This window comes from uncultured Dysgonomonas sp. (assembly GCF_900079725.1).
GTDB lineage: Bacteria > Bacteroidota > Bacteroidia > Bacteroidales > Dysgonomonadaceae > Dysgonomonas.
In genome coordinates this window covers 521,096-546,440 of record NZ_LT599032.1, presented here as the reverse complement: position 1 = coordinate 546,440, position 25,345 = coordinate 521,096, and the positions used below count along the sequence as shown (strand labels likewise).

Genomic DNA, 25,345 nt, shown 5'->3' with positions numbered 1-25,345 from the left:
TATCTTTGGGTAAATAAAACAGTAACCATGAAAACACTAGGGCCCAAAGGTGTAAAGTACCTGAAAATACTGCATCTTTTTCTTGCTATTATGTGGATTGGCGGAGCATTGGCTATGTCGATACTGGCTTTGACAAGTAAGCCCGAAACGGGTGATGAACTGTATACGTTTTCGCGTATGCTGCAAATAATAGACGATTACCTGATTATTCCCGGTGCGATGGGAAATATACTGATAGGTGTCGTTTATGGTATATGGACGAAATGGGGATTCTTCAAACACCGCTGGCTGACAGTGAAGTGGGTATTGACGATTGTTCAGGTGTTATTCGGTACATTTGTATTAGGCCCTTGGATAAACGGAAATGTGGAGTTGGCACAGACTTTAGGGCAGGATATACTCTCCAGCGTCGACTATTTCCATAATCTGCAAATGACGCGTATCTGGGGAACAGTACAAACAACGATATTGCTTAGTTTTATTATAATATCTGTATTGAAACCTTGGAAGAAGATGGTTGACCGAACAGGTAAGAAATAGGTTTCTTGTGCGTCCGGACAACTAGAAATAAACATCCTTATTTGAATGAACACTTATCTAATATAACGATTTATGTACAAATTGACCTTTTTATTATTCTTTATTTCGGTCTCTCTTTTTGCCCAAAATATAGAGCAGACATACCGTAACCCGGTGATTGCAGGTGACTTGCCGGATCCTACGGTAATCCGTGTAGGTGACAATTACTATGCGGCAGGGACAACTTCCGAGTTTGCACCCGGTTATCCCTCATTTCATTCCAAAGATCTTGTAAATTGGGAGCGTATAGGCGCTGTGTTTAATGAGCATCCGGCATGGATTAAAGGTGACTGCTGGGCTCCGGAACTGTATTACAATAATGGTACATATTTTGTCTATTACACTGCCCGTAAGAAGAGTGACAACATATCGTGCATAGGTGTAGCTACCACTAAAGATATTACAAAAGGATTTACCGACCATGGCCCGCTTATAGAATGGGGGAAGGAAGCGATAGATGCCTATATATTCAAAGATGATGACGGTAAGCTTTATATCACATGGAAGGCTTACGGGCTCGAAGATCGTCCGATAGAAATACTGGCATCGGAGTTGTCGGCTGATGGTTTGTCTCTTAAAGGAGAACATTTTACACTCACCGATCATACTAAAGGCTGGATCGGGCGTGGCGATGAAGGGCAATGTATTGTGAAACGTAACGGTTACTATTACCATTTCTATTCCATCGGTGGATGCTGTGACAATCGTTGCGATTACCGGGTACATGTTGCCCGTGCAAAAAGCCTCAGGGGGGAATGGGAGCAATATGAGCCTAACGCGATACTGCAGGGCGGTAAAGACTGGCGGTGCTCGGGGCATGGTACACTTGTGCAGACTCCCGATAACAGATATTTTTACCTCTATCACGCATACAATGCTTACGATTTCGAATATGTAGGCCGCCAGGCCCTTTTAGACGAGCTTGTGTGGAATGATGCAACAGGATGGCCTTATTTCAGATATGGCGATACTCCGACAGCCCAGGCTCCGGTTCCATTCAAAGGGACTGTGCAAGAGAGGAATATAGATTTTTATGACGACTTTACTGTTGCAGATGATGGAAAAGATAAATATTGGCAATGGGATATGTATTTATCCAAACCGTTGACAGAGAAGGCTGACGGCTCACTGATCTTAGCAAATAACAAGGTAGGCCTTGTCTTTCGGGGAATAAATGTCCAGACAGGTAATTATACTATGACTACGATGGTAAATGCTGCAGGTTCCAACTTTAAAGGACTGACTATATATGGTGGATTTGAAAATCTCTATGCATGGGGCGTTGAAGGTAAAGACGTAAAGCTGTTCAAACTGGAGAAAGGGCAAAAAACAGAATTGTATTCAGCCCCATTCGGCGATTATCAATCTGTAATGTTAAAAGCTGAAGCCATAAATGCCAGACTATACCGTTTCTATTGGTCGGTGGACGAAACTGAGTGGCATATCTTTCCATCCGGTGATCAACGGGTAGATATAACAGGGCTCCCACAATGGGGTCGCGGATTGCGTATCGGCCTGCTTACCGAAAATAATGGGACGGATAATAAGGCTGTATTCGGATACTTTAATGTGGAAAATAAATATTAAGTAATTATTTAAATTTTATTAGACACATTATAGTTTGTAGGCATAGAGATATACAATTAATTTTATTGATCATTTTATCAACAGGTTGGGGCGAGCTTAAAAGGTTTAGCCCCAATTTTTATAAATATCTGATGATGGTAATTGCATAGCAATATTCGAGGGTATATCTTTTTAAATCGGCAGTGTATCTTCTCTGTAAAATACTCAGTATAAAATATTATTTACATCGATTTTTTTTCTGATAAAATGTGATTTACATTGCAGTGTTTATTCATATATTTGCTGCCAGAGAGTTTGAGTAAAATAACATATGAGCTTTAAAAGCGTTGTAAATGGCAAAAGACGGGCCATCATGCGTGGATTGACCAAAAATATAGGTCGTTCTGCGCTTAATAGGGATGCCCATGGTATATCTAGTTCAGATATTAGAAGAGTTTTAATCTCAAGACCAAACAGCCGGTTAGGAAATCAATTGTTGATAACTCCTTTGGTACAGGAAATCTCCAATACATTTCCAAATTGTAAGATTGATCTGTTTGTAAGGGGAAACATTTCTTTTATTTTGTTCGAGAACTATGAATGTATCGAGCGGATAATCAGATTGCCCAAAAAGCCTTTCAAGGAATTATTTAAATACATTAAAGTCTGGTTTTCTTTAGAAAGGTATAGCTATGACATCGTAATTAATGTAGATAAGAATTCCTCGTCGGGGAGGTTGTCTACACAGTTTTCAAATGCCAGGTTTAAATTCTTCAATGATGTAGAAGAAGATCTTCGGGCAAAGTATGAAGATTACGAACATATGGCGAAGTTTCCGGTATATAATTTTCGGCGCAATCTTATACAGTTAGGATTTAAAGATGTGGATATAGAAAAACCCATGCCGGTCTTAGACATAAGATTGAGTTCCGCCGAAATTACTACAGGCAAAGAAATATTAGATAGTTTGGTAGATAAAGCCAGAGAGACAATAGCTATTTACACTTTCGCTACAGGTGATAAATGTTATTCAAAAGATTGGTGGCTCAATGCTTATGATAGACTTAAAGCTGAATATGGAGAAAAATACAATATTCTGGAAGTTTTACCTATCGAGAATGTTTCACAAATAGACTTTCACGCTCCATCATACTATAGTCGGGATATTCGTGAGATGACCGCTCTTATTAATAATACAGCAGTATTTATCGGTGCAGATAGTGGTATTATGCATTTGGCAAGCGCAGCGCAAACTCCTGTTGTTGGATTGTTTTCTGTTACAAATATAGAGAAGTATAAGCCCTATAATGATGGAAGTGTGGCTATAGATACAAATATTATGGATATTGATGACATAGTTGCTGCCACAGATAAAATACTTGGAATGAAGAAATAGGTTACTTTCCTTATCGGATTAAAAACGAAAGAGGCTGTCCCAAAAGTAATATTACACTATTAAAGTGTTACCCTCTTTGTCATTCTGAGTGTAACGAAGAATCTCGACCCTCCGGATACGAGATGTTTCACTCCGTTCAACATGACAAAATGATCTGAAAAAATACTTTTGGGATAGCCTCCTTTTGTTTTTATCAGAAGTATATTATCAAAAACTCCATTTGTTCGATGTTTTAGCCGAGCCTGTTTTGCTTGTACCTCCTTTATAATATTTCAAAGCTTCAGGAAGGTCTTTTTGTATCTGTTTGATACGGGTATCATCGGAAGGGTGGGTACTCATAAATTCCGGCGTACTGCTTCCGTTCTGGGCCATACGTTGCCAGAATGCAGATGCGGCGCTAGGGTCGTATCCGGCCATAGCCATGAATATAAGCCCCAGTTGGTCAGCTTCAAGTTCTTGCTTACGCGAGTATGGTAACAGGATTCCATACTGCGCCCCTAATCCTAAGGCTGCAGCTGCTACTTGTTGCGTAACGGCAGATGTTCCGCCAAGGGCAGCTCCGACAGCCGCAGTGCCATATTGCGTAGCCATCTGGTTGCTCATACGTTCGTTAGCATGCTTTGCAACGGCATGTGCAACCTCATGTCCTAATACGACGGCCAATCCGGTTTCATTCTGAGTGTAAGGTAATATACCCTCGTATACTACGATTTTTCCGCCGGGCATACAGAATGCATTTACATCAGTGCTTTTTACCAGATTAAACTCCCATGAGTAATCTTTTACCTGATCGGCATAACCATTGTTTTTGAGATAAGTCTCTACGGCATTAGCTATATTCCGGCCTACTTTTTGCACCATGGCAGTATTCGTTTTATCCGTAGATATAGGAGCCGATTTTATAAATTCTCCGTATTGTTGCAGGCTAAGAGTCAGCACTTCGCTGTTCGAAACCAGATTCAGCTGTTTACGTCCTGTTACAGGAACACTTCCGCATCCCGTAAAGAGCAACGTATAGCCAAGAACTAATATAAGACATTTCTTTACCATAATAGTTTGTTTAGTTTGATAGGTTATAATCATTTATTATTCTGCTCTTTCAATAAATCCCTTATTTCAGTCAACAGGGTTTCTTCTTTTGTCGGAGCAGGAGGTGCTGCCGGTTCTTCCGCTTTTTTGGTCTGTAAAGCATTTATACCTTTGATGGCAAAGAAAATAGCTGTTGCAATAATCACAAAGTCTAAGATAGTCTGGGCAAAAGTACCATAGTTGATGCTTACAGCCGGAACATCGCCAACGGCATCTTTAAGCACGAATTTCAAATCCGTAAAATTGACTCCTCCTAAGATAATTCCTATAGGAGGCATTATGATGTCACTCACCAGAGATGATACTATTTTACCAAATGCTCCACCGACAATAACACCGACAGCCATATCCACCACGTTGCCGCGCATCATGAAATTCTTCAATTCTTTTAAAACCGCCATATTCTTTTTATATGTTTTAGTTTGTTAAATACTACAATTAAAATTAAAACACAAACTTAATATATTTTGTTTAATTTAATTTTAACGGCCGCCGGTTTATTTTCATTCGATATTGTATAGTCTTCTATACATATACTATCGGGCAGATCCATCATAAAAGGAATCACCTCCCGGTTAGGGCCAATGGTATCACTTTCATTCTGATTGAGGATGTATCCTTCCATCTGTATGGTGTCGTTATGTATATTGTATTCTATAGCCAGCATATCGTTATGCACTTTAATATACATGCTGACAGGTGCACTAAGCCTTACTTTTTCTATGATCTCTTTATACTTTTCTCCGGAGAAGAATGTGTTTTCGGGATCAGAGTCCAGAATGTTTTCAACAGGCCTGTAATGATGGCTTACAAAGAATAGCCCTTTATAAAAAGAATATACAAGGAATTGACTATTTGCTAGTGCATGTATATATATTTCAGCATCTTTATATTTTACTATTTTAGGAGGGAAGGGCAGTGATATCTGTTTATCGATATGTTCCCTTATTGTGTATTCCTGCTCATGGCTGGTCTTCATCGCCAACAGGATTTTTCCATTGGCATACTTTGATATTATGACCGGGTAATGGATATTATCGCCTAGGGTTTGTATTAACCGGGGCAGACACGGTTCGTACAGAAACAACTTTTCGAAATTATATCCTCTGTTTATATTTATTACTTCCGTAGCCTGAGGTGACACATAACTGTACAGGTCTGTATCGAAAGATTGCTTATTATACTTCAATCTCTGGTACATCTGCCATCCGCCAATGAGAATAGTGATTATCAGAACAAATAAAATAACTATCTTTATCCCCCGTTTAGTCATAGATAAGTAAAAGAATGTATTCTTACAAAGATATATGAAAGCTTTAGTATTAAGAGAACTTAAGTCTGTTTTTTGCTCCCCTGCGGGCGCTTTTTTTGCTTTGGCTTTTCTCTTAATAACAGGGGCAATGCATTGGGCATTTCCTGGTAGCTACAATTTTATCGATGGCGGATATGCGGACATGAGCCACTTCTTCGGCTTGGCACCTGTCTTATTTGCTATATTGATTCCTGCTCTGACAATGCGTTTGTTTTCAGAAGAAAGGAAAACTAAAACTCTTGATATACTGAAAGCCAGGCCGGTAAAGGCTTCTACAATTTACTTTAGTAAGTTCCTGGCTACTTTTGTCTTTGTGCTGGTTACCCTTCTGCCTACTCTGATTTATGTCTATTCATTGTATCGATTGTCGAACCCGGTAGGAAATATCGATTTAGCCAGTATCGCGGCATCATATATTTCTCTGATATTAATAGCTTTGGTATTTATTGCCATCGGATTATTGGGATCTGTGACCACAAAGAATCAGGTAGTTGCGCTTATTGTATCCGTTTCTCTCTGTTTATTTTCTTTTTATGGATTCGATCTGCTATCGGGCTTCTTCCTTTCAGGGAAAATACTGGCTTTGGTTGCTTCTTTAGGATTATCGGAACATTATAAACTGATGCAGCGTGGAGTAATAGAAACAAGGGATCTGCTGATAGTGGCAAACTATCTGATTATATTTATACTATTGTCTATCTTGTATCTGAAACAGAATAAGCAGCGAATACTGATTTCTTTGATATCGACGATGCTGATTCTAAATATAGCGTTTCTTTTTATCCCAAATTTCAGGGTTGACTTTACGCTTGATAAACGTTACACATTGAACGATTATACCAAAGATATACTGGAGCGGGTGGGGGGAAAGAATCCTTTAAAGGTGAATGTTTACCTGACAGGCGACTTAAATTATGGCTTTCAGCGATTGAAAGATGCTACAACAGATTTGCTTTCTGATTTTAACCGCCATGCGGATGGTAATATAGATATCAGATATATAAATCCGTATGAAAGCGGCAGATCATTGGATGAAACATTTGAATCCTTTGCTTCAAACGGAATGACCGGTATCATGCTGAACGAAGTAGACCGTGAGGGGAAGGCTAGCCGAAAGATGATTTATCCCTATGCGCAACTTACAAACGGGAGAGATACATTGGTGGTTTCCCTTCTCAAAAATGTAGCCGGTAATACGGCTGAAGAAAACCTGAATGCATCTATTGAAAGTCTGGAATTTGAATTTATTGATGCCATGCGTCTGTTGAATCAGGAGAATGTTAAGAACATAGCTTTTATAGAGGGTCATAATGAACTACCCAGGACATACATATACGATGCCGAAGAATTATTGTCCAAATATTATTCTGTCAATCGCGGCGAAATAGGTGATAATATAGGAATATTGGACGACTTTGCCGCGATTATTATTGCCGGCCCGCTATCAAAATATACCGAGGCCGAAAAGTATATTATGGACCAGTATATAATGAATGGAGGGAAGGTATTGTGGCTGATAGACGGCGTGTACTATTCGCATAAGGATTTGGCCCTGACAGGACAATCGGCTACAATGAAAAATGATGTAAATCTTGATGACCTGTTATTTACCTACGGGGTGCGTATAAACCCCGATCTGGTACAGGACAGGCAGTGCGTATCCACATATCTGATTGCCGATGAAAAGACACAGGCCGGGACGCTCTTGCCCAGTTTTTTTCAACCCCTGCTGATTCCTTCTCCAAACCATCCTGTAACTAAAAATATAAGAGATGTAAAAGCAGGCTTCGCCAGTTCCATAGATGTGGTGAATAATTCGCCTGCCATAAAGAAGGATATATTGTTGACAAGTTCGGCAAATGCTCATTTACTAGAGGTTCCTGAAATAATTGATTTTGATGTGGAGCGTATACAGGATAAGCCGAATTATTTCAATCAGCCGTTTGTGCCTGTGGCGATAAGTCTCGAAGGTGTGTTTCCTTCGGCATTTACGAACCGTTTGGTACCCGATAGTGTACATGGTGTAAATAAAAGTACAGGCCAAAGTACACATACAAAAATGATAATTGTTTCATCTTCCGATATTATCAGTAACGAAGTACAGGGTCAGGGACAAAACTCCCGGGTATTGCCAATGGGATATGACCGTGTGTCGCAACAGCAATACGGTAACCGTGATTTTATCGTAAATGCCGTTAACTGGCTGACAGATGAGGACGGATTGATGGCATTACGGACAAAGCAGCAGCGGCTTTATCTGTTAAATAAGAAAGAAGCCTTTGAGAGCAGGGATAACTATATGGTGCTGAATATGGGGTTTCCTGTCTTGTTTATGGTTTTTCTTATGGGAGGTATTTGTATCTACAGGAAAAGGAAGTATGAAAAATAAGCTATTTTATAGTTGATTAAAATAGAATAAATTTATCTATATATAGTATGGTGGTAGGCCGCTAATTTATTGAAATATTGAATGGAAAGCGATAAACTAAAAAATAACAAAAAGTGTCAGGTTTGTCAAGTTTTTATATTAGCGGAGAAGTTATAGAGATATCGTAAAACGGAGAAAAACTGACAGATGAAAAAAAGTGCGAAATGTGTCAAGTTTGTCAGGTTTTTAGAAAATAGTTCCAAGTTAAGGGCTGAAAATTTCCGGAGTGAAAATGCGCATCCACTGTTTATTGCTAACTGACAACCGTTTATTGCTAACATATATCTGCCAAATCTGAAAAATAACTAATTATTTGTTTGGTAAACCTATTTCTTTCTATATTTGTATATACACTTTTAGCATTAATAATGGACCATATAAAACAGCAGATAGATGCTCTCAGGGAAGAGCTGAATAAACATAATTACGACTATTACGTACTGTCTTCACCTACAATATCTGATTTCGAATTTGATAAAAAATTAAAGGAATTATCTGAGTTGGAAACCCTGCATCCGGAGTATTTCGATGCTAATTCCCCGACTCAGCGTGTAGGTAGCGATATCAATAAATCATTCAGACAGGTGATACACAGATATCCTATGCTTTCACTTGGGAATACTTATACCGAAGCCGAAGTGACAGATTTTTACAACCGTGTGCAAAAAGGGCTGAATGATGAGTTTGAAATAGTTTGCGAGCTCAAATATGACGGAACATCCATATCCCTGACATATGTAAACGGCGAACTGACACAGGCGATAACCCGTGGCGACGGCGTACAGGGAGATGACGTAACGGCTAATGTGCGTACGATTCGCAGTATTCCATTGCGTTTGCATGGTAATGATTACCCTGTCGAATTTGAAATACGCGGCGAGATACTGATGCCATGGTCTGTATTCGAAGACTTGAATAAAGAAAGGGCAGAGCAGGAAGAGGCGCTTTTTGCCAATCCGCGTAACGCAGGCTCGGGTACGCTCAAGCAACAAGATCCCAAAATTGTAGCTGCGCGGAAGCTCGATTCTTACCTTTATTATATGCTGGGAGAGAATTTGCCGACTGATGGACATTACGAAAACCTGATGAAAGCAAAAGAATGGGGTTTTAAAATATCAGATGCAACAAAAAAATGTAAGACGCTGGACGAGATATTTGCTTATATACATTACTGGGATATAGAGCGCAAAAATCTGCCTGTAGCTACCGACGGGATCGTATTGAAAGTGAATTCGCTGGCGCAGCAACGAAATTTAGGCTATACCTCAAAATTTCCGCGTTGGGCAATAGCATTCAAGTTTCAGGCCGAAAAGGCGGTGACCACCTTGGAATCTGTCTCTTATCAGGTGGGTAGGACGGGGGCTGTAACTCCTGTAGCCAATCTGAAGCCTGTGAAACTGTCCGGAACCACAGTCAAGCGTGCTTCTCTCTACAATGAAGACTATATAAATCTGCTCGATTTACATATCAACGATCAGGTGTATGTTGAAAAAGGCGGTGAAATCATACCTAAAATAACCGGGGTAGATACTACCAAAAGAGGAATCTTCGATGAAAAGGTAGAGTTTACTAAAAACTGTCCTGAATGTGGTACTCCTTTAGTGAAAGATGATGGAGAGGCAATTTATTACTGCCCCAATGACATATCATGCCCGCCTCAGATAAAAGGCCGTATAGAGCATTTCCTTACCCGCAAGGCGATGAATATAGCCGGAGGATCGGAAACTGTAGAGCATTTGTACAATGCACGTCTTATACATAATATTGCAGACCTGTACACGTTGAAATGGCAGGATGTATCCCGTCTTGAACGCTGGGCCGAAAAAAGTGCAAGAAACCTTGTAGATAGTATTCATGCATCCGTTTCGGTACCTTATGCCCGTGTTCTTTATGCTTTGGGTATCCGTTATGTAGGAGAAACTGTGGCTAAAAAGCTGGCACTTGCATTTCCTAATATAGATGCGCTTATGGCAGCCTCGGCAGAAGAACTGGTGCAAGTGGACGAAATAGGTGACAGGATAGCGCAAAGCATTGTCAGGTATTTCGGCGAAATAAGCAATGTGGAAGTGGTAAATAAACTGAGAGAGTTTGGCATACAATTTGAACTTAGTGAGGATATCGTTTCTCAGCGAACAGAGAAGTTGAAAGGCTTGTCGATTGTTATCAGCGGCACCTTCGAAAAACATTCACGGGATGAATACAAAGCCATGATAGAACAAAACGGAGGAAAGAACAGTGGTTCTATTTCTTCAAAAACAAATTACATACTCGGCGGTGATAATATGGGCCCGGCTAAACTGGAAAAAGCTGAAAGCCTGGGAGTACCTGTTATAAGCGAAGAAGTATTTCTGGAAATGATAAAATAAAGAAACTTATTTTTTATAAACCTAAATAAAAAAAACAACCATGGAATTGAAACCAATCCAAGAAAAATTTAAATCTCTTTACGGGACTGATGGTGTAACATATACATCGCCCGGACGTATCAATCTTATCGGAGAACATACAGACTACAATGGTGGTTTCGTATTACCCGGAGCAATAGATAAAGCTATGTATTGCGTGATTAAACCGAATGGTACACCGGATCGCATCAGGGCATACGCTATGGACTTGTCCGAAATGGACGAATTCGGACTGGATGATATTCCAATCAAACAGTGGGGTAAATACATATTCGGAGTATGTAATGAAATGATCAAGCGTGGAAAGAAAGTTGAAGGTTTCGACTGTGTGTTCGCAGGCGATGTACCTCTGGGTGCAGGTATGTCTTCTTCTGCTGCTTTGGAAAGCTGCTTTGGTTTTGCAATCAACGATATGTATAACCTTGGTTTCGACCGTTTCGAACTTGCATTGATAGGTCAGGCTACTGAGCATAACTATGTAGGTGTGAAATGCGGAATTATGGATCAGTTTGCTTCATGTTTTGGTAAAGAAGGGTCGCTTATCCGTCTCGATTGTCGTTCCCTGGAATACGAATATGTTCCATTCAATCCGGTAGGATACCGTCTTGTATTGCTTAATACTTGTGTGGCTCACGAATTGGCATCTTCGGCTTATAACAAGCGTCGTGAATCGTGCGAAAATGCAGCTTCTTACATCCGTAAATATCATCCCGAAGTAGAATTGCTTCGCGATGCGACACTGGATATGCTGAAAGAAGTGGCAAATGAAGTCAGCGCAGAGGATTATATGCGTGCTGAATTCGTAATTGAAGAAATACAACGTTTGCAGGATGCTTGTGAAGCACTGAAAAAAGGCGATTACGAAACTGTAGGTAAGAAGATGTATGAAACTCATATCGGATTGAGCCGTAAATACGAAGTAAGTTGCGAAGAACTAGACTTCCTGAACGATGTAGCACGCCAATGTGGTGTAACAGGCTCACGTGTGATGGGAGGTGGTTTTGGAGGCTGTACTATCAACCTTGTGAAGAATGAGTTGCACGATAGCTTTATCAAGCGTGCGAGCGAAGCTTATGAGCAAAAGTTCAAAATCAAGCCTAAAGTATATGATGTCGTAATCAAAGACGGCGCAAGAAAACTTTAATAATCAGGCCGGATTTTAGGAAACTAAATATAAGCCCATTGATACTAATATTAATAGTTCCCTCGTTTATATTAAACGGGGGAATTTGATACACAGCACACATACACAAACACTATACCAATAACTAAGATAATATTTCACCATATATTTAATCATATGTTTGGTTTTAAGGTTAAAAAGAAGATACATGCTGCCCTTGAGAGCAACAAACGTACACATATCTTTCATAAACTGGACGATATGAAAAAGATACTCATATTATTTACCCGTGAAGATTGGAATGAAGTCGTTCAAATCAGTCAGGATTTAAGAGAGAAGGGTAAAGAGGTTATTTTGTGGACGGTCCAATCGGGTAAAGATGGAGGAAATCAGGCATATCCATCTGAAGTGAGGCTTATTGCTCAAAAAGATATTTCCAAATGGATGGGGTTGTCTTCTATTGTGATTGATGAATTTGAGAAACTGTCGTATGATACATTGTTTGATTTAACAACAAAGAATGATAAGACATTGCTATTTTTGCTGGCAAATAATTCAGCAGAATTTTGCATTGGTATCAGGGAGCAGGATTTTAAAGTTTATGACCTTATTATCCTTAAAGAGGAAGATACAAATTTACTTGAAACATATGAACAGGTTAAATTTTACCTGAACAATGTATGCTGAGGTGTAAATTAATTCTTAATTTTGCACAAACAAAATGCAGAAAGTCTTTTTGGAAGAAAAGACAAATGTCTTGAACTATTTTTATGCCTAGAATAAATCTCAGAGGAATGGGAGTTGCATTGATAACTCCTTTTAAAGACGATGAAAGTGTGGATTACGATGCACTGCTTCGCCTTGTCGATTACCAACTGCAAAATGGTACTGATTATCTTGTGGTGCTGGGAACTACAGCCGAAACCCCTACACTGACCGAAGATGAAAAGAAACAGATTGTAGAACTGGTAGTGAGCCGTGTGAATGGCCATATTCCTGTTATTCTGGGTGAAGGTGGTAATAATACGCGTGCTATTGTTGAGAAACTAAAGAAGAACAACTATACAGGTCTCGATGGTATTCTTTCCGTTGTGCCATACTATAATAAGCCTTCTCAGGAAGGTATTTATCAGCATTATAAGGCAATAGCAGAAGCTTCGCCCCTACCTGTTATATCATATAATGTACCGGGTCGAACGGGGGTGAATATGACTGCCGATACGACATTGCGTATAGCCAATGATTTTCCGAATATAGTTGCCGTGAAAGAGGCTTCGGGTAATATGAGCCAGATGGACGAAATCATCAAGCGTAAACCCGAGAACTTCGACGTTATATCGGGAGATGACGGGGTTACCTTTCCTTTGATAACCTTAGGTGCTATAGGAGTTATTTCTGTTATAGGAAATGCATTTCCTAAAGAGTTTAGCCGGATGACGCGCCTTGCTCTTGAGGGTGATTATAATAGTGCCCTTACAATACATCATAGCTTCAACGAATTATTCAATCTGCTTTTTGTGGATGGTAATCCGGCAGGAGTGAAATGTATGCTGAATATGATGGGATATATTGAAAATAAACTGCGCTTGCCTCTTGTGCCTACTCGTATTACCACATATGAGCAAATAAGAAATGTTCTTATAGAGCTGAATATCAAGTGCTGATCAAGGTTTCGATAATTTTTTTGTAAAAAATACTGTTGCAGATTTGGAGAATATATAAAACTATTTTACCTTTGCATCGCAATTAACCAATGGCTACGTAGCTCAACTGAATAGAGCATCTGACTACGGATCAGAAGGTTGCAGGTTTGAATCCTGCCGTGGTCACTTATTTGATTTAATAAAGAGCTGTAAAACAACAATTTACGGCTCTTTTTATTTTTTACTTGCACAACATTTGCACAACACCTATTTTGCACAACCACAAAAAAAGGAGGCTGATTAGGCTTCCTTTTGTGTTGAATAACATATTTATAATATCATACTATATATTTCCATTTTTATACTTTTGCATTTATAATTTTACCAACCACTGAAAGCATGAGAGATTGAAAGAGGCTCATGCAGACAGGGTCAGTGTTGTCTGCGACTATAATTCATAATTATATGGCACGTAGAATTACAATCCGTATTAGAACTACTGTTCGTACAACTGTACGAGTTCGTAGAGGCTAATGGTTATAGGGTGCGATGTCGCTCGTACCCTTCTTTGTTTTAAAAGAAACCATTCAATCCTATTTTCAGGGGAATACCGCTTGTTTATACTATTTTTTTAATGGTAAGTGTTCTACCAAGCCTAAACATACGTCTTAGAGACGAGAGATATCTCTACAATAAGCATCAAACTGCTGAATCAGCTTTAGAGTCGTCCGTCCACGATGCTATTTCAATCAGGAATGACGTTAGCTAAACTAAATTTACTTTCCTCTTGCTTATCTTCGAGTTGAATGGTTTATATAAATATAGTTAAATATTTTTATTCTGGAAAGTACTTACTCTCTTATGGGTTCATTATTTGGTATAAATGTTCCGTCTGGTCTATTATAAACAATTATTGCATTGCCATTATCAGAAGCCAATCTGAAATATTCTTCCATAGTATGAGCCGTGTTTATTACATGATTTGTATATGGATAAATAAAAACCGCACTACCGCCGACTTTAATACTCTTTTGTATTCTATCATTTATTAACTCAAAATGTTTTGTCATTTCCTCTTGGACAGAACCGAACAATAGCTCTCTTAAATTTTCAGCCCTCTTTTGAGCTTCAACCCGCTGTTTTTTCTGTTCTGGTGTTAGTTCTGCTCCGTAATAAATTCGGGCTTGGTAATCCATCATGTTCTCAAGAGTTCTCATTCGCTGATCATACCATTTCATACCACACAACCCTTAATTATCATTATTAAAATAACTATTACCACTAGGGCTTTCCATCCTCCTGAGAGAAACGATTTGATGAGGCTGTTCATGTATATTGTATTTTAAATTCAACTTCTACAGGTCTATCACCATCTAAAGAACTTCCATCATGGCATCCGGCACACCCTAAAAAATACTCATTTTTAGAATCGGTAACATCGGTATATGTGTTCACTTGATATAACTCATCGCAATGTTCATATATTATAATTTCGGTTTCTTTATGTTTGTAATAGTTGTTATTATAACAAGAAATTTCAGGTATGCGTTCAAAGTCCTTGGGATTTAATATTAGTTTCATAATCTTTTCTTTCTTTAAATATACAAAAATTAAACGAATAAACTGTCTTGATTTGCCTCTTTTTCACTAGTAGTCACGGTTGATTTATCACAGATGTAAGACTCGAATGTCTGATTGAAGCTACTATGCCCCATTGCATCTGCTATCTCACGCTCAGTCCAATCAGAATAACGATAACGAATTGTTGCGAAACTGTGCCGAAATGAATGGAAATGTATAGCATCACAGAACTCAACCAACTCAGGTTTATTGGGTGTGCCTATCTCCACTTTATTTGTCATACCCAAATTTCGGAAAATAGTTTTTAGCACAACATTACTATCCGAATAGTCTTGTTCTGGACTATCCGATATAAGCGATTTAAGAAACCCTACGGCTTCATCAGACAACTTTACGTAACATTGCTGATTCTTTGTCTTAATTGGCGTATAATGTAGCGTGTTTCCGTCAATATTGCCTTGTTTGATTTCTAATGTATCAGACACACGGCAACCTGTGATGGCACATATTAAAGCGGTTTGTTTAACTTTTGCTTCTTCATCACTCAAAGGTACATACTCGACCAACTTACGCAAATCAGAAGGACGTAGCCAAATCTTTTTCTTCTTAGCTGGGCGAGCCGATTTGATAGCGGTTGAAGCATCGTTACTATTCTGATAACCGTACTTAATAACGACTTTTAACCGTGCAATATAGGTACAGACCGTGCTGTCATTAAACAACTCACCACGTTTATTTTTAGCACTCTTTCGGAGCCACATACTGAACCGTTGCAGGTTATCCGTATTGAGGTTATCCCATGTAGGTTGAGTGGCTAAGAACTGCTCTAAATAGGTCAGAATAGATTTCTCGGTGCATTTCATACCAAACGCTTGCATAAAAGTAACCTTATCCTTATTCAATACAATCTTATCCTTTTCAAGCAGTCTTATAGTCTTTTTATTAAGCTCTCGGATGTTTTTAGCTTGTTCTGAGATTGTTCTACGTTGCTGGTATATAGTTGCTCCACTTACACGCAATTCTTCCTTCAGTCGCTTTATTTCAGCCTGTAGCATTTGATTCTGCTGCATCAATAGAGCAACATCAACATTCGTTCGGCTTGGTAATTGATATGCTATATTTTCCATGTTAAAAATCGTTCAAGTTATAAATTGATAATCGTTCAAAGGATAAATCGTTCGGCTGCAATATCGCTAGACCCGTTCGACCTATTTAACGGTTGAGTTGTTCGCTTGACCATTCGATAAGCTATCCGACTAAAATGGTTCGTCATAGTCATCGGTATAATCATAACCATTAATTAATACTTGTTGCTTCTGTTCGATCTGCCTAACGCTGCATAACTCCGAAACAACCAGAATAAAATCAGATCTATACTTTACTGGTAAATCCTTTTGCCTGTATCGTTCGTTTATAATATTCCTAAAATAGCAAGGGTTCATATTTATTCGTTCGGCTATAGCCTTAAGACAATAGAAGTCTTTATATTTCTTGACATGGGTTATTGCTTCGGTGTATGTTATGTTGTTCATTGCTTCGATAGATATATAATTGTCCTTAATTCTTTTGTAAACAAGAATAGACAGATATTAATATATTTTACTTCATTACTCCATCCATTCAATACTGTTATCGTTGGTAATAAAAAAAATGGTTTCCGACCTATTTTGTATGACACATAGTGAGAAACGACTCTATTCTTTGAAATAAGTACTTTTATCATAACGATTATTTTTAGTTAGTTATTTATTAATTCATTAAACCGTAAAGGAATATAACAGTCTGTTTTTTCAAGATAAAACATCTTTTGATCGTGTATCTCTTCCTTTATCTTAATTATCTTATTAAAATCAATACCCGACAAAATAGAATTTCTTAGTCCCGAATCAATTCCTAACAAATTAAGTCTAGCATATAAATATAGCCTACTAGCTTTATCTTTTTGCTTTGGTGTTAGCTGACTGAAATATTTAAGCTTTATCATAACCTTTATCAGTTTGTTTAATACGAGCCGACCGACTCGCACCCATCACAATTTTAGTACCGACTTTGGACGGCTGTAGGCTATTTTCTTAATACCCAAACACCTGAAATATCCGCTATATTGGGACTATTGTATAATCCTCCACCTACTTCAATATCCGAAAAATCAGATTTATAAGTAGTCACACGTTGCCAAGCATTTGAAACTAACATATACATGTAAATGCCACAATTATATAAATTAGAATAGGTTGCAATACATGGGTTGTTTTTAAACTCCGCTATGTATTGAGTTAAATTGTTTGTGTTAGTCGGTAATACTTGAATACATCTTTCGACGTGAGCCTCACATAATACAGTCACTTTGGTTTCACCATTAGCCTTATATTCAAAGTCATATACTACACAACTACTCATTTCGTAAGTGCCTAAATAAATAACTTCGTGACTTACTTCGCTGTTTCTTCTCCAAATGTATTTTTGTCCTATTGTTAATTCGTTCGCTTTCATATCTTTATTGTTGTGGGGTTAAAATTGATTGGGCAGTAAGTTTCGCCCCTGTTCAGTTATTTATATCGTTCAGTGTCAATGAACATTAACGATTATAGAACACGAAACCATTATCGTAATAATTGTCGGTCATAAATAAATCACGAGCAAATCGGTCATAATCGAAATAAGTTGCTGCAATACCCTCTAAATTATAGCAGTCATCCACTAACTGTTCGGCATATGCTTCCTCACTATCATACTCTCCGCAAAAAGCATCTTCGAAGTCAGATTTAAGAGCATCAAAATCGTCGTTTTCTATATCGCAACCTTTCCAATTTAGGTAAGTTTCGAACGCTTCAATATTATCTATTTCGTCTATTCGGCTAATTAATTCGAATAAGTTTTCACTTATATATGATTCTGATATAAAACAATCGGGAATATTTTCAAAGTCTTGAAACATAAACTCGGGGTCTGTTTCGTCTGCGTGTAGTTCTGCACAAGCTTGCAAAAATTCGTCTTTATCTGAATAGTCGGAAAGATCAAGCCATTTGCCGAAAATTGAACCTTCGTTATATTTTCTATATGTACCTACGTAAACTTTTGCGTCTGATAAATTGGTAATATTATTTGTAGTCATTATCTTTACCCTGAATACGGCAGGGATTTAATTTTCCCGTATTTGTTTGAATTTTTTAATTTGAACTGGTTGGAACGGTGGAGGCTTTGGCAAGACGACCACCGTTTCTTTTTTGTTAATTACTTTACTTTTCTAAGATCATAAACCTCCGTTTATCTCTTATTTCAATACTTAAAGATACTACATTTATATATAATATGCAAGAAAAATAGTAATTAATTTACAGTAAATCAGATAATTAATGCAATATTTAAGCGTAATAAAATATACCAATTCAACCCAATCAACTACACACAAAACAACCACATTGTAACACTCAATTTAAAGATGTATATTCATAAATACGAACCGGTATGTAAATGATAGTAGTTAGCTTAAATCGGATACAGTAAGCTAATACGAGACACACCGAAATAAGGAGCGAAATATTTAACATCTGAATATGAAAAACAAGAACACATTCACAAAAAACTATCCATTTAATAACGATATACTTGATAGGCTTAACTACATATATGATTATGTAGACAATTCAGATAACCCAATCGAAAGTATATTAATAATACTAGATACATTTAACAACAATAACTTCGATATAAATGAAATAAAAACAGCCCTAGTAATATCACGAGTTATTAAAGATTACAACATATACATTGCAACTCAAAGACAAAAATTAGAGTGTAAATTTAATATGATGATGCAAACCAAATAAGCATGGCAAAGAAAGCACCAAACCAAGCAAACAACGCTATACCATTAGATAAGACCAGAGAGCAGGAAATAATCTTAATATCAAAATTATCAGGGCTTGAAAAGTTTTGTCTGTCTGCTTACATATTATCCGATCTTAACGAAAAAGATAAATTACAAACCGCCTACAAACTATCAAGACCGAACCAATCAGATGCAAAGGAAACATCTATTTACGTTCAAGCAAGGCGCTGGTTTACATCCGATCCGGTTCAAGCCTTTTTAACCGCTACAAAACGGAATGTTATAATAAGTGGAAAGGATGACGAGGGGATTAAGAATGTAAACATCACGAAAGAAGAATATGAAAAAATTATCAATAAACATCTAATTGCTGCTGACAAAGCAGGTGATTCTAAAACGGTGCGAGATTTAGCACAAACACAAATGACTTTCCGGCAATGGAATAAAACAGAGGATAAAGACGAAGAAACGCAAATTAAATACTATTTACCTCTTAAATGCTCTCAATGTCAGCTTTATAAGTCTGCCAAAATGACAAATAGCTCTACTAAATAATTAGTTTACTGTTTATCAATACGTTACAACTTATACATATAGTTTGGTGGACTTCGAAGCGTGTGTAATGGTCTGAATAACAAAAGGTAGGTAGGGCGCACGGGGTAAGTCGATTTTTCGGAGTTGGCGTATGTATCCACCTCCAAGTTTTGGGTTTTCAGAATTTTTTTTTGGATTTTTTGGATCTATTTTAACTAAAAAGAGGGGCTAAATACCCCTCAATTTTCTATACTTAAAATTATACTCTCCTTGAGTCATTACTATACCTTTCTATACTCATTCGCATAACTTCTGTGCTATTTTCTGTTTGTCTATAAGGGATTGCTAGGTTTTATCAGTAGACTGTCTTGAATCGGCTCTATTCGCTCCACGGGTTTTCGTCTGTCATTTCGATGTAAATTCCTTTTAGCTTCTCAGATATTTCCTCTAATTGACTCTTCATTTGTGTTACATGAAACTGAGGTGGCATAGGTATCTCTAATGCACCACGAAGATTATCTACTGTGTCCTTTAGTTCTCCGATTTCGCTACTTATGTCTGTTTGGCTCATATCTGCCTTATTGGTGGGTTAATACATTCTTGTTTCTTACCATCTATCTCTTTCATATAGACTTTACATTCAGTTATCTCACCATCTCTAAGTATTAGCCACCTATTTCCGTATGATAGGTTTAATCCTGTTCCATCCTCGGTCATTCGGATTTGCACTATTTTACCTTCCGAACCCATATCATTTGTATTGATAATTGAAGCCATTTCGGTTCTATCTTTCAGGATGGTTGCGTTTATCTTTAGGGTTAGTTTCTTTTTCATTTCTTCTCGTTTAGTAGTTTCACTGCTTCGTCAAATTCAGCACGTGTTATCCGCAGTCTGTCTTTGTCAGTTCTAAGCTGATTTATGAGACTATCTTGCCTCTGTATATGGCTTTCGAGTATTTCTATATACTTGGTTCTCTTTGATGTATATCGTTCTAACAATATACCTCCTACAAGCGAGCAGCATATAACGAATACAATTGCACCATTTGTTATAGTTACTTCCATCTTTTCTAATCTTTTATTTCATCGTAAAGTATTTCGTAGTCGGGGTCTGATGCGTATTTATCAAAGTTGAAGCATTTACGGAAATATACCTGACCGTTTTTGTTATAGTATTCATTTTGTGAGTTATATATATACAACCCACTCGGCTTGTGTTTAATTCTGTATACTTTCATCGGCTTAAAGTAAATATTTGTTTAATTCTGTATTTCAAATTATACAGATAAAGTTTAGTGTTGTATATAAATACGTCTTTCATTGAGGCTTTCCAATATTTATCTATATATGGGAGGTATGGTCTTTCTCCTGTATCAGCTAACGTTGCCTTACATAATTCGTTATAATCAAGAATGTCTCCACAGTACCAATAGTATTTTTATATCCCATTTGTAACTTTGTAATACATATTCTTAATCGCTCCGATGCTCCTTTCTTTTAGTTCAGGATGATTACCTTCGAAATACATCATATGTCTAATATATTCTAACGTATCTTCGACAGTTTCTTCATCAGAAGATTGAGTATATCCTAATAGAATGCTTTTCTCGTTATCAGTCCATTTGTTTTTCATAATCTCGTTTTATTTATTTTAACTTTACCACAGATAGAGCATACTTGTATTAATAAGTGGTATTTCATCGGCTGTCCTTCGTATTCAGTATCAATATATTTTGATTCAATCCATACATACTGATGCATATGGAACAATCTATTTAGGAATGCTTTCATTCTTCAATTATTTCAGCATCCTTTTCTAATACTATATTTGTAAACCCTGCATCTTCACGAGACATATACCCTTCGCTTATTTTGAACAGGAACGGTACTGTTTGCCCTACTTTATCTCGATACCACATTAGCTTATCAGAACAGTTTGTTATTTTCAGTTTCTTCATATCTCTGTTTTTCTATTAGTCCGAGTTCTTCCATTTTGAGTATGGCGGCTAAGTGGTTGAAATTATCTCCATCAGCATTCAAGCATACATATGATGACTTATTCATTTCAACATGTAATATTTCAATCATATCTTTTGGGTATAGAAGTATACTTATAGTGTCATCCCATTTTATTGAGCATTCATCTATTAATTTGTTATATACACAACTTGTGGCATACCCAGCCTTAGCTATTTCTTTGAGTTGATCTAGCGTGATGTTCATGGTTATGCTAAATTAAATTTACTTTTAACTGTAATGTCAATGTGTGATGAAATAGGTTTAGCCTCAGTATCTATCTTCACTTCAATTAATTCTATCGAAGCAGTTATTCCACTAGGTATAATTCCATTCGTTTTATAGAAGTTGTTAATAATGTCGTTGACTGATTTCGTCAAATCCTTATCCAATTCAACTTTTGCTTGTTGTAATTCTTTGATTGTCATAATTAATATAATTTGTTTATATCTAAATATACTAAAAATGAGTGGCTTGTGAAAGAGGTAAATTGGTTGTATATTGCAGTATCTCTCGGATGTATTTTACATTCCGTTTCGAGGCTCGGGTTACTCGATTAAGTTTTGAGCCTTGCGATAATAATAGGACTAAAAAAGTCGCCCTTATTAGTACTAGCTATTATTATGGGAAATAAGAACCGCATGGAGAAGTACAATCTGTGCGGTTATTTTTATTTTACTATGTCCGAAGTCATCCGACTTCGTCCTCTTATTATATTAAGAAATAGCAATTACTCATATTTCATTGATATACTTACTACTAACTTTTCATAATAATGCTAAAGTAGCCTTGTTTTGTGGTTAAATTAGCCTTATATTTATCTATATGAAGCCTAGAAAGGTAAAAGATAAAAACCCATTCTTTACAGAAGATACATTTAAACCTAGTTCAAGACAGAAAATCATTCCAAACAAAGGCAGCAACGAGGTATATAATTTGGATGGAGAAGTCCATACTGGAGTTATTGGTTTTGTTACGCCGCCGAAACTGTATGATAAGAAAAGGTTTACAAAAGTATATCGAGAAGGATGGCATAAGATGTTAGAGTTGAGTACTCCGGCATTAAAAGTTATGTTTTATATCATATCCGAGATGGATAGTACCGATACGATTGACTTCACTATGAGGAAGTGCATGGACTTTACAGGGTATAAGGACAATAACAATATCTATCGAGCTATACGTGAACTAAAAGGAAAAGGCTTCATAGCAGAATCCTCTCAACCTAAAGTTTATATGATAAACCCATTACTAATATTCAACGGAAATAGAATAGAGCTTTATAACGAACTGATACGACCTTAACTACTTTCTTCTCCATTTTTTTTGACTAATTAAGACATCTCTTGTTTTATTTTTTCCTTTATAGTCATACTCGGGTGTAAAGCGATAATCGCAATAATCATAGTCATTGAATATCTCGTGGTGATTAGGAATATTGTAATCTTCTATGTCGGATAAATTCGCAATATTTCGGACAAAATATTTCTGTACTCTCCTGATTATCCGATTTGCAAACTGAGATATTTTATAATTCTTGCGTTTATCTTTAAATATTGCTTTCCGATACGATCTGCTCATTTCTTCAATAGCCCTCTCCCCATAAGGTAGCTAAAATAGTTCATATCTCCTTGACATGTATAGTGAAGATTTACACTATCCTCATGCCACTTTAAAGCCTCGCCTTTCGGTATATCTTGATCCATATCCAACTTTATATTTTCCATAGTGAAGTAATATGTATCACTAAATGACGCAAGTGATCCTATCTGATCGTCATGTCCTATCCAATAATCAAAATATAATCCTTGTTTTTTAGCAAATTGCTTTGCATATTTATTACAAGCTGAGTCGTATTTTTCTTTCAATGTCATAACTATCTATTTTTACACAATTATTCTGCTTTTATTCAACTAAGTGGGTGTATTTAGACACTTAGCTCTTCTATTTGCCAATCCCAAACATTTGTCTCAGCTTTTAACTGAGCTCGTAAATACTTACATTCATGCCATGTGAACTTATCCTCAAGCATTTTGTATATCCGACTGTCTTTCTCCACGAAAATACTGAATGTTTGATTATTGGCACTATCTGGATATCGTTTTGCGTAAGTCCATGCCGAACTTAATCCATGTGTTCCATTTAGATACACCTTGCCTTTTAGTGAAACATTGCTTCCTCTATGTTTATGAGGTTGATAATATACGCCTGTTGGTATATGTTTTAATCGATAAGGCTTAATCATAATCTTTTCATTTAATCATTTACCTAAATATACCCAACTTTCGCCTGATGTGCAAGTGACGGTTCATGTAGAGTTGTTTTATTCCAATTTTCAAACATCGCATCCACAAATACTTTCTAAGGGGGATCAATGGGGGATATATCCTCCTTGTATCCCCTCTAGGTAATAGTAATAGTATTAGTATAGGTTATTTCTTTAGATAGAGAGAGTATGAGAGAGAAAGACCTTTCTTTGTGAATTGGTTCAAAATTACGGTAGGATGACTGATTTACTGCCGATAATTTGTTCCCTCAGTAGTACCATCACTTGTACCCTCATTTACTCCCTCAGAATAGCATGAAATAAAATAACGATTTTAACCTATCTAATTTCGATTATCTTTTATCGGGTGAATAAGTATTCACATTTAGTGTAAAAGTTCCTTAAATCAATCCATAGATAGTAAATTAGAGGTGTTTTAAGTTTTGTTTAACATGGGGATTCTAAAAACATATCGTATTTGGCACTTTTTAGCCGATTTGAGGCACTTTGTCCTGTTCGGTGTACATCGGATAAGGTCGATGCGGTTAAAATCGACGCAAAACGCCATAAATTGTTTTTTTTATTAGTTAACCGGACAGCCTTACGGAGTATTAGAGTATATCAGCTTAGTTAGGTTATTTCTTTCATGTGAGTGTAACGACTAACCTTTAAGGTTATTTACTTTTCTTTTATTTACTTTACTTTTCTTTGTGTACTAAATTCGGAAACAATGCCTATTTCTTCCGTATTTAAGTCCATTTCTTCCGAATAAATAACATCGACAAAATATATAATCTTTAGATTATTCATTCTTCATTTACATTACCATTATACATTATCATTTACATTAGGTTGTTTTTAGCTTGTCTTTTGCTTACTGCTTGCTTCTATTTTGCTTCTAAAAAACAACAAAGCCAATCATTTCTGACTGGCTCGGTTAGTTTGTGGTATAAGTGTCTGTTTATCTTCCAAATGTGTTATATGTTTTTAATAGTTTCCTTCTCCATAAGCATAATGCCTTACATCTCCGTGTCTTATCTTCATCAGTTCGGGCACATTACACTCAATAAACGATTCTTCTGATAAGGACATGACAAATACTTTACACGAATTATCAATCTTTATATTCACTTTAGATGTATCGTATATGTATATTTTAACAATATTCATACCTTTGCACTCAACATCAATATCGCTATTGTTATTTACGTGAATTATAGGACACTTAGTTTTTTGAATAATAAAGACACCAGTTGTATCCATGATATTATTTTCAGTGCAATCTATAATGTGTTGCCCTTCCGCCCTGCAATACAAAAAAGCTTTGTTGGTGAATTTGTTAGCTCTATTAATATGTTTGGAAAATTCCTTTTTAATATATTCTGTAGATAATCCCCAGCCTTCCCACGTTGATAGAGCGACATATGATATACTTTTCGGATTTAAAGAAAACTGTAAAAAATCTTCCCTAGTTTCCATCTTATCCCATAAGCGATGAAATTCACCACAAAGATTCCTGTTTAATGCTTCTTTTTTAAATCTTTCTATTTCTTGCATATTTGTTTTAGTTAAAAGT

30 protein-coding genes and 1 tRNA gene are annotated in these 25,345 nt (G+C 36.9%); 12 read left to right on the top strand and 19 right to left on the bottom strand.

Annotated elements, in window-relative coordinates:
* Positions 1–27 precede the first annotated feature (27 nt).
* The 3 genes from QZL88_RS02415 (at position 28) to QZL88_RS02405 (ending at position 3,541) form a co-directional block, all read left to right on the top strand.
* The gene (locus QZL88_RS02415; protein WP_296938425.1) at positions 28–540 is read left to right on the top strand and encodes a DUF2269 family protein; all 513 of its coding nucleotides are present in this window, start codon (positions 28–30) and stop codon (positions 538–540) included.
* 72 nt (positions 541–612) lie between these two features.
* On the top strand, positions 613–2,166 hold the full coding sequence (locus QZL88_RS02410; RefSeq protein ID WP_296938423.1) for a family 43 glycosylhydrolase: 1,554 nt from the start codon (positions 613–615) through the stop codon (positions 2,164–2,166).
* Positions 2,167–2,476: 310 nt separating this feature from the next.
* Positions 2,477–3,541, top strand: coding sequence for a glycosyltransferase family 9 protein (locus tag QZL88_RS02405; RefSeq protein WP_296938422.1), 1,065 nt, complete (start codon positions 2,477–2,479; stop codon positions 3,539–3,541).
* Between the two features lie 207 nt (positions 3,542–3,748).
* Here the strand turns inward: QZL88_RS02405 and QZL88_RS02400 are convergent, their stop codons facing one another.
* Genes QZL88_RS02400 through QZL88_RS02390 form a run of 3 tightly spaced genes read right to left on the bottom strand, consistent with a single transcriptional unit; the run spans position 3,749 to position 5,903 of the window.
* Entirely contained in the window at positions 3,749–4,591 is an 843-nt protein-coding gene (locus QZL88_RS02400; protein ID WP_296938421.1) for a M48 family metallopeptidase, read from the bottom strand.
* Positions 4,592–4,620: 29 nt separating this feature from the next.
* Positions 4,621–5,031: a large-conductance mechanosensitive channel protein MscL gene (gene mscL, locus QZL88_RS02395; RefSeq protein ID WP_296938419.1), complete on the bottom strand. Its 411-nt coding sequence runs from the start codon at positions 5,029–5,031 to the stop codon at positions 4,621–4,623.
* A gap of 56 nt (positions 5,032–5,087) precedes the next feature.
* Positions 5,088–5,903 carry a hypothetical protein gene (locus QZL88_RS02390; protein WP_296938418.1) on the bottom strand — a complete coding sequence of 272 codons (816 nt, stop codon included), beginning with the start codon at positions 5,901–5,903 and terminating at the stop codon, positions 5,088–5,090.
* 34 nt (positions 5,904–5,937) lie between these two features.
* On the opposite strand from QZL88_RS02390, the gene gldG reads away from it, so the two are divergent.
* From gldG to QZL88_RS02360, 6 genes are all read left to right on the top strand, one after another.
* A complete protein-coding gene (gene gldG, locus QZL88_RS02385) occupies positions 5,938–8,331 on the top strand; it encodes a gliding motility-associated ABC transporter substrate-binding protein GldG (RefSeq protein WP_296938417.1) in 2,394 nt (797 codons plus the stop codon).
* Positions 8,332–8,738: 407 nt separating this feature from the next.
* Positions 8,739–10,736, top strand: a complete 1,998-nt coding sequence (ligA, locus tag QZL88_RS02380) for an NAD-dependent DNA ligase LigA (RefSeq protein WP_296938416.1) — start codon at positions 8,739–8,741, stop codon at positions 10,734–10,736.
* A 40-nt stretch (positions 10,737–10,776) separates the two neighbouring features.
* The gene (gene galK / locus QZL88_RS02375) at positions 10,777–11,919 is read left to right on the top strand and encodes a galactokinase (protein WP_296938415.1); all 1,143 of its coding nucleotides are present in this window, start codon (positions 10,777–10,779) and stop codon (positions 11,917–11,919) included.
* A 240-nt stretch (positions 11,920–12,159) separates the two neighbouring features.
* Complete coding sequence (locus QZL88_RS02370) at positions 12,160–12,585, top strand: hypothetical protein (protein WP_296938414.1); 426 nt, start codon at positions 12,160–12,162, stop codon at positions 12,583–12,585.
* An 83-nt stretch (positions 12,586–12,668) separates the two neighbouring features.
* Positions 12,669–13,562, top strand: coding sequence for a 4-hydroxy-tetrahydrodipicolinate synthase (gene dapA, locus QZL88_RS02365; protein ID WP_296938413.1), 894 nt, complete (start codon positions 12,669–12,671; stop codon positions 13,560–13,562).
* 91 nt (positions 13,563–13,653) lie between these two features.
* Positions 13,654–13,727, top strand: a tRNA-Arg gene (locus QZL88_RS02360).
* Between the two features lie 665 nt (positions 13,728–14,392).
* On the opposite strand, the gene QZL88_RS02355 is transcribed toward QZL88_RS02360, so the two are convergent.
* From QZL88_RS02355 to QZL88_RS02330, 6 genes are all read right to left on the bottom strand, one after another.
* On the bottom strand, positions 14,393–14,779 hold the full coding sequence (locus QZL88_RS02355) for a hypothetical protein (protein ID WP_296938412.1): 387 nt from the start codon (positions 14,777–14,779) through the stop codon (positions 14,393–14,395).
* A gap of 88 nt (positions 14,780–14,867) precedes the next feature.
* Positions 14,868–15,122, bottom strand: coding sequence for a hypothetical protein (locus QZL88_RS02350; protein ID WP_296938411.1), 255 nt, complete (start codon positions 15,120–15,122; stop codon positions 14,868–14,870).
* A 29-nt stretch (positions 15,123–15,151) separates the two neighbouring features.
* Positions 15,152–16,192: a tyrosine-type recombinase/integrase gene (locus QZL88_RS02345; protein ID WP_296938410.1), complete on the bottom strand. Its 1,041-nt coding sequence runs from the start codon at positions 16,190–16,192 to the stop codon at positions 15,152–15,154.
* Between the two features lie 186 nt (positions 16,193–16,378).
* Positions 16,379–16,654, bottom strand: coding sequence for a hypothetical protein (locus QZL88_RS02340; RefSeq protein WP_296938409.1), 276 nt, complete (start codon positions 16,652–16,654; stop codon positions 16,379–16,381).
* 532 nt (positions 16,655–17,186) lie between these two features.
* Entirely contained in the window at positions 17,187–17,615 is a 429-nt protein-coding gene (locus QZL88_RS02335; protein WP_296938408.1) for a hypothetical protein, read from the bottom strand.
* Positions 17,616–17,700: 85 nt separating this feature from the next.
* The gene (locus tag QZL88_RS02330) at positions 17,701–18,237 is read right to left on the bottom strand and encodes an antirestriction protein ArdA (protein WP_296938407.1); all 537 of its coding nucleotides are present in this window, start codon (positions 18,235–18,237) and stop codon (positions 17,701–17,703) included.
* A 442-nt stretch (positions 18,238–18,679) separates the two neighbouring features.
* Here QZL88_RS02330 and QZL88_RS02325 point away from each other — a divergent pair, with 442 nt between their 5' ends.
* Positions 18,680–18,952, top strand: a complete 273-nt coding sequence (locus tag QZL88_RS02325; protein ID WP_296938405.1) for a hypothetical protein — start codon at positions 18,680–18,682, stop codon at positions 18,950–18,952.
* A 2-nt stretch (positions 18,953–18,954) separates the two neighbouring features.
* Entirely contained in the window at positions 18,955–19,509 is a 555-nt protein-coding gene (locus tag QZL88_RS02320) for a hypothetical protein (protein WP_296938403.1), read from the top strand.
* 358 nt (positions 19,510–19,867) lie between these two features.
* On the opposite strand, the gene QZL88_RS02315 is transcribed toward QZL88_RS02320, so the two are convergent.
* The 7 genes from QZL88_RS02315 to QZL88_RS02285 all read right to left on the bottom strand — a co-directional run bounded on the left by QZL88_RS02315 (position 19,868) and on the right by QZL88_RS02285 (position 21,931).
* Positions 19,868–20,059, bottom strand: a complete 192-nt coding sequence (locus QZL88_RS02315; protein ID WP_296938402.1) for a hypothetical protein — start codon at positions 20,057–20,059, stop codon at positions 19,868–19,870.
* A complete protein-coding gene (locus QZL88_RS02310) occupies positions 20,056–20,322 on the bottom strand; it encodes a hypothetical protein (RefSeq protein ID WP_296938401.1) in 267 nt (88 codons plus the stop codon). Before QZL88_RS02310 ends, QZL88_RS02315 begins: the two co-directional genes overlap by 4 nt.
* Entirely contained in the window at positions 20,319–20,552 is a 234-nt protein-coding gene (locus tag QZL88_RS02305; protein ID WP_296938399.1) for a hypothetical protein, read from the bottom strand. Before QZL88_RS02305 ends, QZL88_RS02310 begins: the two co-directional genes overlap by 4 nt.
* A gap of 5 nt (positions 20,553–20,557) precedes the next feature.
* On the bottom strand, positions 20,558–20,725 hold the full coding sequence (locus QZL88_RS02300) for a hypothetical protein (protein WP_296938398.1): 168 nt from the start codon (positions 20,723–20,725) through the stop codon (positions 20,558–20,560).
* A gap of 200 nt (positions 20,726–20,925) precedes the next feature.
* Positions 20,926–21,120 carry a hypothetical protein gene (locus tag QZL88_RS02295; protein ID WP_296938397.1) on the bottom strand — a complete coding sequence of 65 codons (195 nt, stop codon included), beginning with the start codon at positions 21,118–21,120 and terminating at the stop codon, positions 20,926–20,928.
* 154 nt (positions 21,121–21,274) lie between these two features.
* Positions 21,275–21,445 carry a hypothetical protein gene (locus QZL88_RS02290; protein ID WP_296938396.1) on the bottom strand — a complete coding sequence of 57 codons (171 nt, stop codon included), beginning with the start codon at positions 21,443–21,445 and terminating at the stop codon, positions 21,275–21,277.
* Between the two features lie 267 nt (positions 21,446–21,712).
* Positions 21,713–21,931, bottom strand: a complete 219-nt coding sequence (locus QZL88_RS02285) for a hypothetical protein (RefSeq protein WP_296938395.1) — start codon at positions 21,929–21,931, stop codon at positions 21,713–21,715.
* Positions 21,932–22,328: 397 nt separating this feature from the next.
* On the opposite strand from QZL88_RS02285, the gene QZL88_RS02280 reads away from it, so the two are divergent.
* Positions 22,329–22,808 (top strand): replication/maintenance protein RepL, encoded by a 480-nt coding sequence (locus QZL88_RS02280; RefSeq protein ID WP_296938394.1) that lies wholly within the window; start codon positions 22,329–22,331, stop codon positions 22,806–22,808.
* A 272-nt stretch (positions 22,809–23,080) separates the two neighbouring features.
* Here QZL88_RS02280 and QZL88_RS02275 read toward each other — a convergent pair whose 3' ends face one another.
* The 3 genes from QZL88_RS02275 to QZL88_RS02265 all read right to left on the bottom strand — a co-directional run bounded on the left by QZL88_RS02275 (position 23,081) and on the right by QZL88_RS02265 (position 25,326).
* Positions 23,081–23,377, bottom strand: coding sequence for a hypothetical protein (locus QZL88_RS02275; protein ID WP_296938392.1), 297 nt, complete (start codon positions 23,375–23,377; stop codon positions 23,081–23,083).
* Between the two features lie 53 nt (positions 23,378–23,430).
* Positions 23,431–23,748, bottom strand: coding sequence for a hypothetical protein (locus QZL88_RS02270; RefSeq protein WP_296938391.1), 318 nt, complete (start codon positions 23,746–23,748; stop codon positions 23,431–23,433).
* Between the two features lie 1,008 nt (positions 23,749–24,756).
* On the bottom strand, positions 24,757–25,326 hold the full coding sequence (locus tag QZL88_RS02265) for a hypothetical protein (RefSeq protein WP_296938390.1): 570 nt from the start codon (positions 25,324–25,326) through the stop codon (positions 24,757–24,759).
* Positions 25,327–25,345: the final 19 nt, after the last annotated feature.

Excerpts from the sequence above, each read along its gene's own strand:
- dapA (WP_296938413.1), top strand. The coding sequence starts at position 12,669 with ATGCCTAGAATAAATCTCAGAGGAATGGGAGTTGCATTGATAACTCCT.
- QZL88_RS02330 (WP_296938407.1), bottom strand. The coding sequence starts at position 18,237 with ATGACTACAAATAATATTACCAATTTATCAGACGCAAAAGTTTACGTA.
- QZL88_RS02295 (WP_296938397.1), bottom strand. The coding sequence starts at position 21,120 with ATGAAAAACAAATGGACTGATAACGAGAAAAGCATTCTATTAGGATAT.
- QZL88_RS02345 (WP_296938410.1), bottom strand. The coding sequence starts at position 16,192 with ATGCAGCAGAATCAAATGCTACAGGCTGAAATAAAGCGACTGAAGGAA.
- QZL88_RS02350 (WP_296938411.1), bottom strand. The coding sequence starts at position 15,122 with ATGAAACTAATATTAAATCCCAAGGACTTTGAACGCATACCTGAAATT.
- mscL (WP_296938419.1), bottom strand. The coding sequence starts at position 5,031 with ATGGCGGTTTTAAAAGAATTGAAGAATTTCATGATGCGCGGCAACGTG.
- QZL88_RS02335 (WP_296938408.1), bottom strand. The coding sequence starts at position 17,615 with ATGAAAGCGAACGAATTAACAATAGGACAAAAATACATTTGGAGAAGA.
- galK (WP_296938415.1), top strand. The coding sequence starts at position 10,777 with ATGGAATTGAAACCAATCCAAGAAAAATTTAAATCTCTTTACGGGACT.
- QZL88_RS02305 (WP_296938399.1), bottom strand. The coding sequence starts at position 20,552 with ATGGAAGTAACTATAACAAATGGTGCAATTGTATTCGTTATATGCTGC.
- QZL88_RS02280 (WP_296938394.1), top strand. The coding sequence starts at position 22,329 with ATGAAGCCTAGAAAGGTAAAAGATAAAAACCCATTCTTTACAGAAGAT.
- QZL88_RS02315 (WP_296938402.1), bottom strand. The coding sequence starts at position 20,059 with ATGAGCCAAACAGACATAAGTAGCGAAATCGGAGAACTAAAGGACACA.
- QZL88_RS02355 (WP_296938412.1), bottom strand. The coding sequence starts at position 14,779 with ATGAAATGGTATGATCAGCGAATGAGAACTCTTGAGAACATGATGGAT.
- gldG (WP_296938417.1), top strand. The coding sequence starts at position 5,938 with ATGAAAGCTTTAGTATTAAGAGAACTTAAGTCTGTTTTTTGCTCCCCT.
- QZL88_RS02265 (WP_296938390.1), bottom strand. The coding sequence starts at position 25,326 with ATGCAAGAAATAGAAAGATTTAAAAAAGAAGCATTAAACAGGAATCTT.
- QZL88_RS02275 (WP_296938392.1), bottom strand. The coding sequence starts at position 23,377 with ATGACATTGAAAGAAAAATACGACTCAGCTTGTAATAAATATGCAAAG.
- QZL88_RS02340 (WP_296938409.1), bottom strand. The coding sequence starts at position 16,654 with ATGAACAACATAACATACACCGAAGCAATAACCCATGTCAAGAAATAT.
- QZL88_RS02415 (WP_296938425.1), top strand. The coding sequence starts at position 28 with ATGAAAACACTAGGGCCCAAAGGTGTAAAGTACCTGAAAATACTGCAT.
- QZL88_RS02410 (WP_296938423.1), top strand. The coding sequence starts at position 613 with ATGTACAAATTGACCTTTTTATTATTCTTTATTTCGGTCTCTCTTTTT.
- QZL88_RS02405 (WP_296938422.1), top strand. The coding sequence starts at position 2,477 with ATGAGCTTTAAAAGCGTTGTAAATGGCAAAAGACGGGCCATCATGCGT.
- QZL88_RS02370 (WP_296938414.1), top strand. The coding sequence starts at position 12,160 with ATGAAAAAGATACTCATATTATTTACCCGTGAAGATTGGAATGAAGTC.
- QZL88_RS02300 (WP_296938398.1), bottom strand. The coding sequence starts at position 20,725 with ATGAAAGTATACAGAATTAAACACAAGCCGAGTGGGTTGTATATATAT.
- QZL88_RS02325 (WP_296938405.1), top strand. The coding sequence starts at position 18,680 with ATGAAAAACAAGAACACATTCACAAAAAACTATCCATTTAATAACGAT.
- QZL88_RS02285 (WP_296938395.1), bottom strand. The coding sequence starts at position 21,931 with ATGACAATCAAAGAATTACAACAAGCAAAAGTTGAATTGGATAAGGAT.
- QZL88_RS02400 (WP_296938421.1), bottom strand. The coding sequence starts at position 4,591 with ATGGTAAAGAAATGTCTTATATTAGTTCTTGGCTATACGTTGCTCTTT.
- QZL88_RS02390 (WP_296938418.1), bottom strand. The coding sequence starts at position 5,903 with ATGACTAAACGGGGGATAAAGATAGTTATTTTATTTGTTCTGATAATC.
- QZL88_RS02310 (WP_296938401.1), bottom strand. The coding sequence starts at position 20,322 with ATGAAAAAGAAACTAACCCTAAAGATAAACGCAACCATCCTGAAAGAT.
- QZL88_RS02290 (WP_296938396.1), bottom strand. The coding sequence starts at position 21,445 with ATGAAGAAACTGAAAATAACAAACTGTTCTGATAAGCTAATGTGGTAT.
- ligA (WP_296938416.1), top strand. The coding sequence starts at position 8,739 with ATGGACCATATAAAACAGCAGATAGATGCTCTCAGGGAAGAGCTGAAT.
- QZL88_RS02320 (WP_296938403.1), top strand. The coding sequence starts at position 18,955 with ATGGCAAAGAAAGCACCAAACCAAGCAAACAACGCTATACCATTAGAT.
- QZL88_RS02270 (WP_296938391.1), bottom strand. The coding sequence starts at position 23,748 with ATGATTAAGCCTTATCGATTAAAACATATACCAACAGGCGTATATTAT.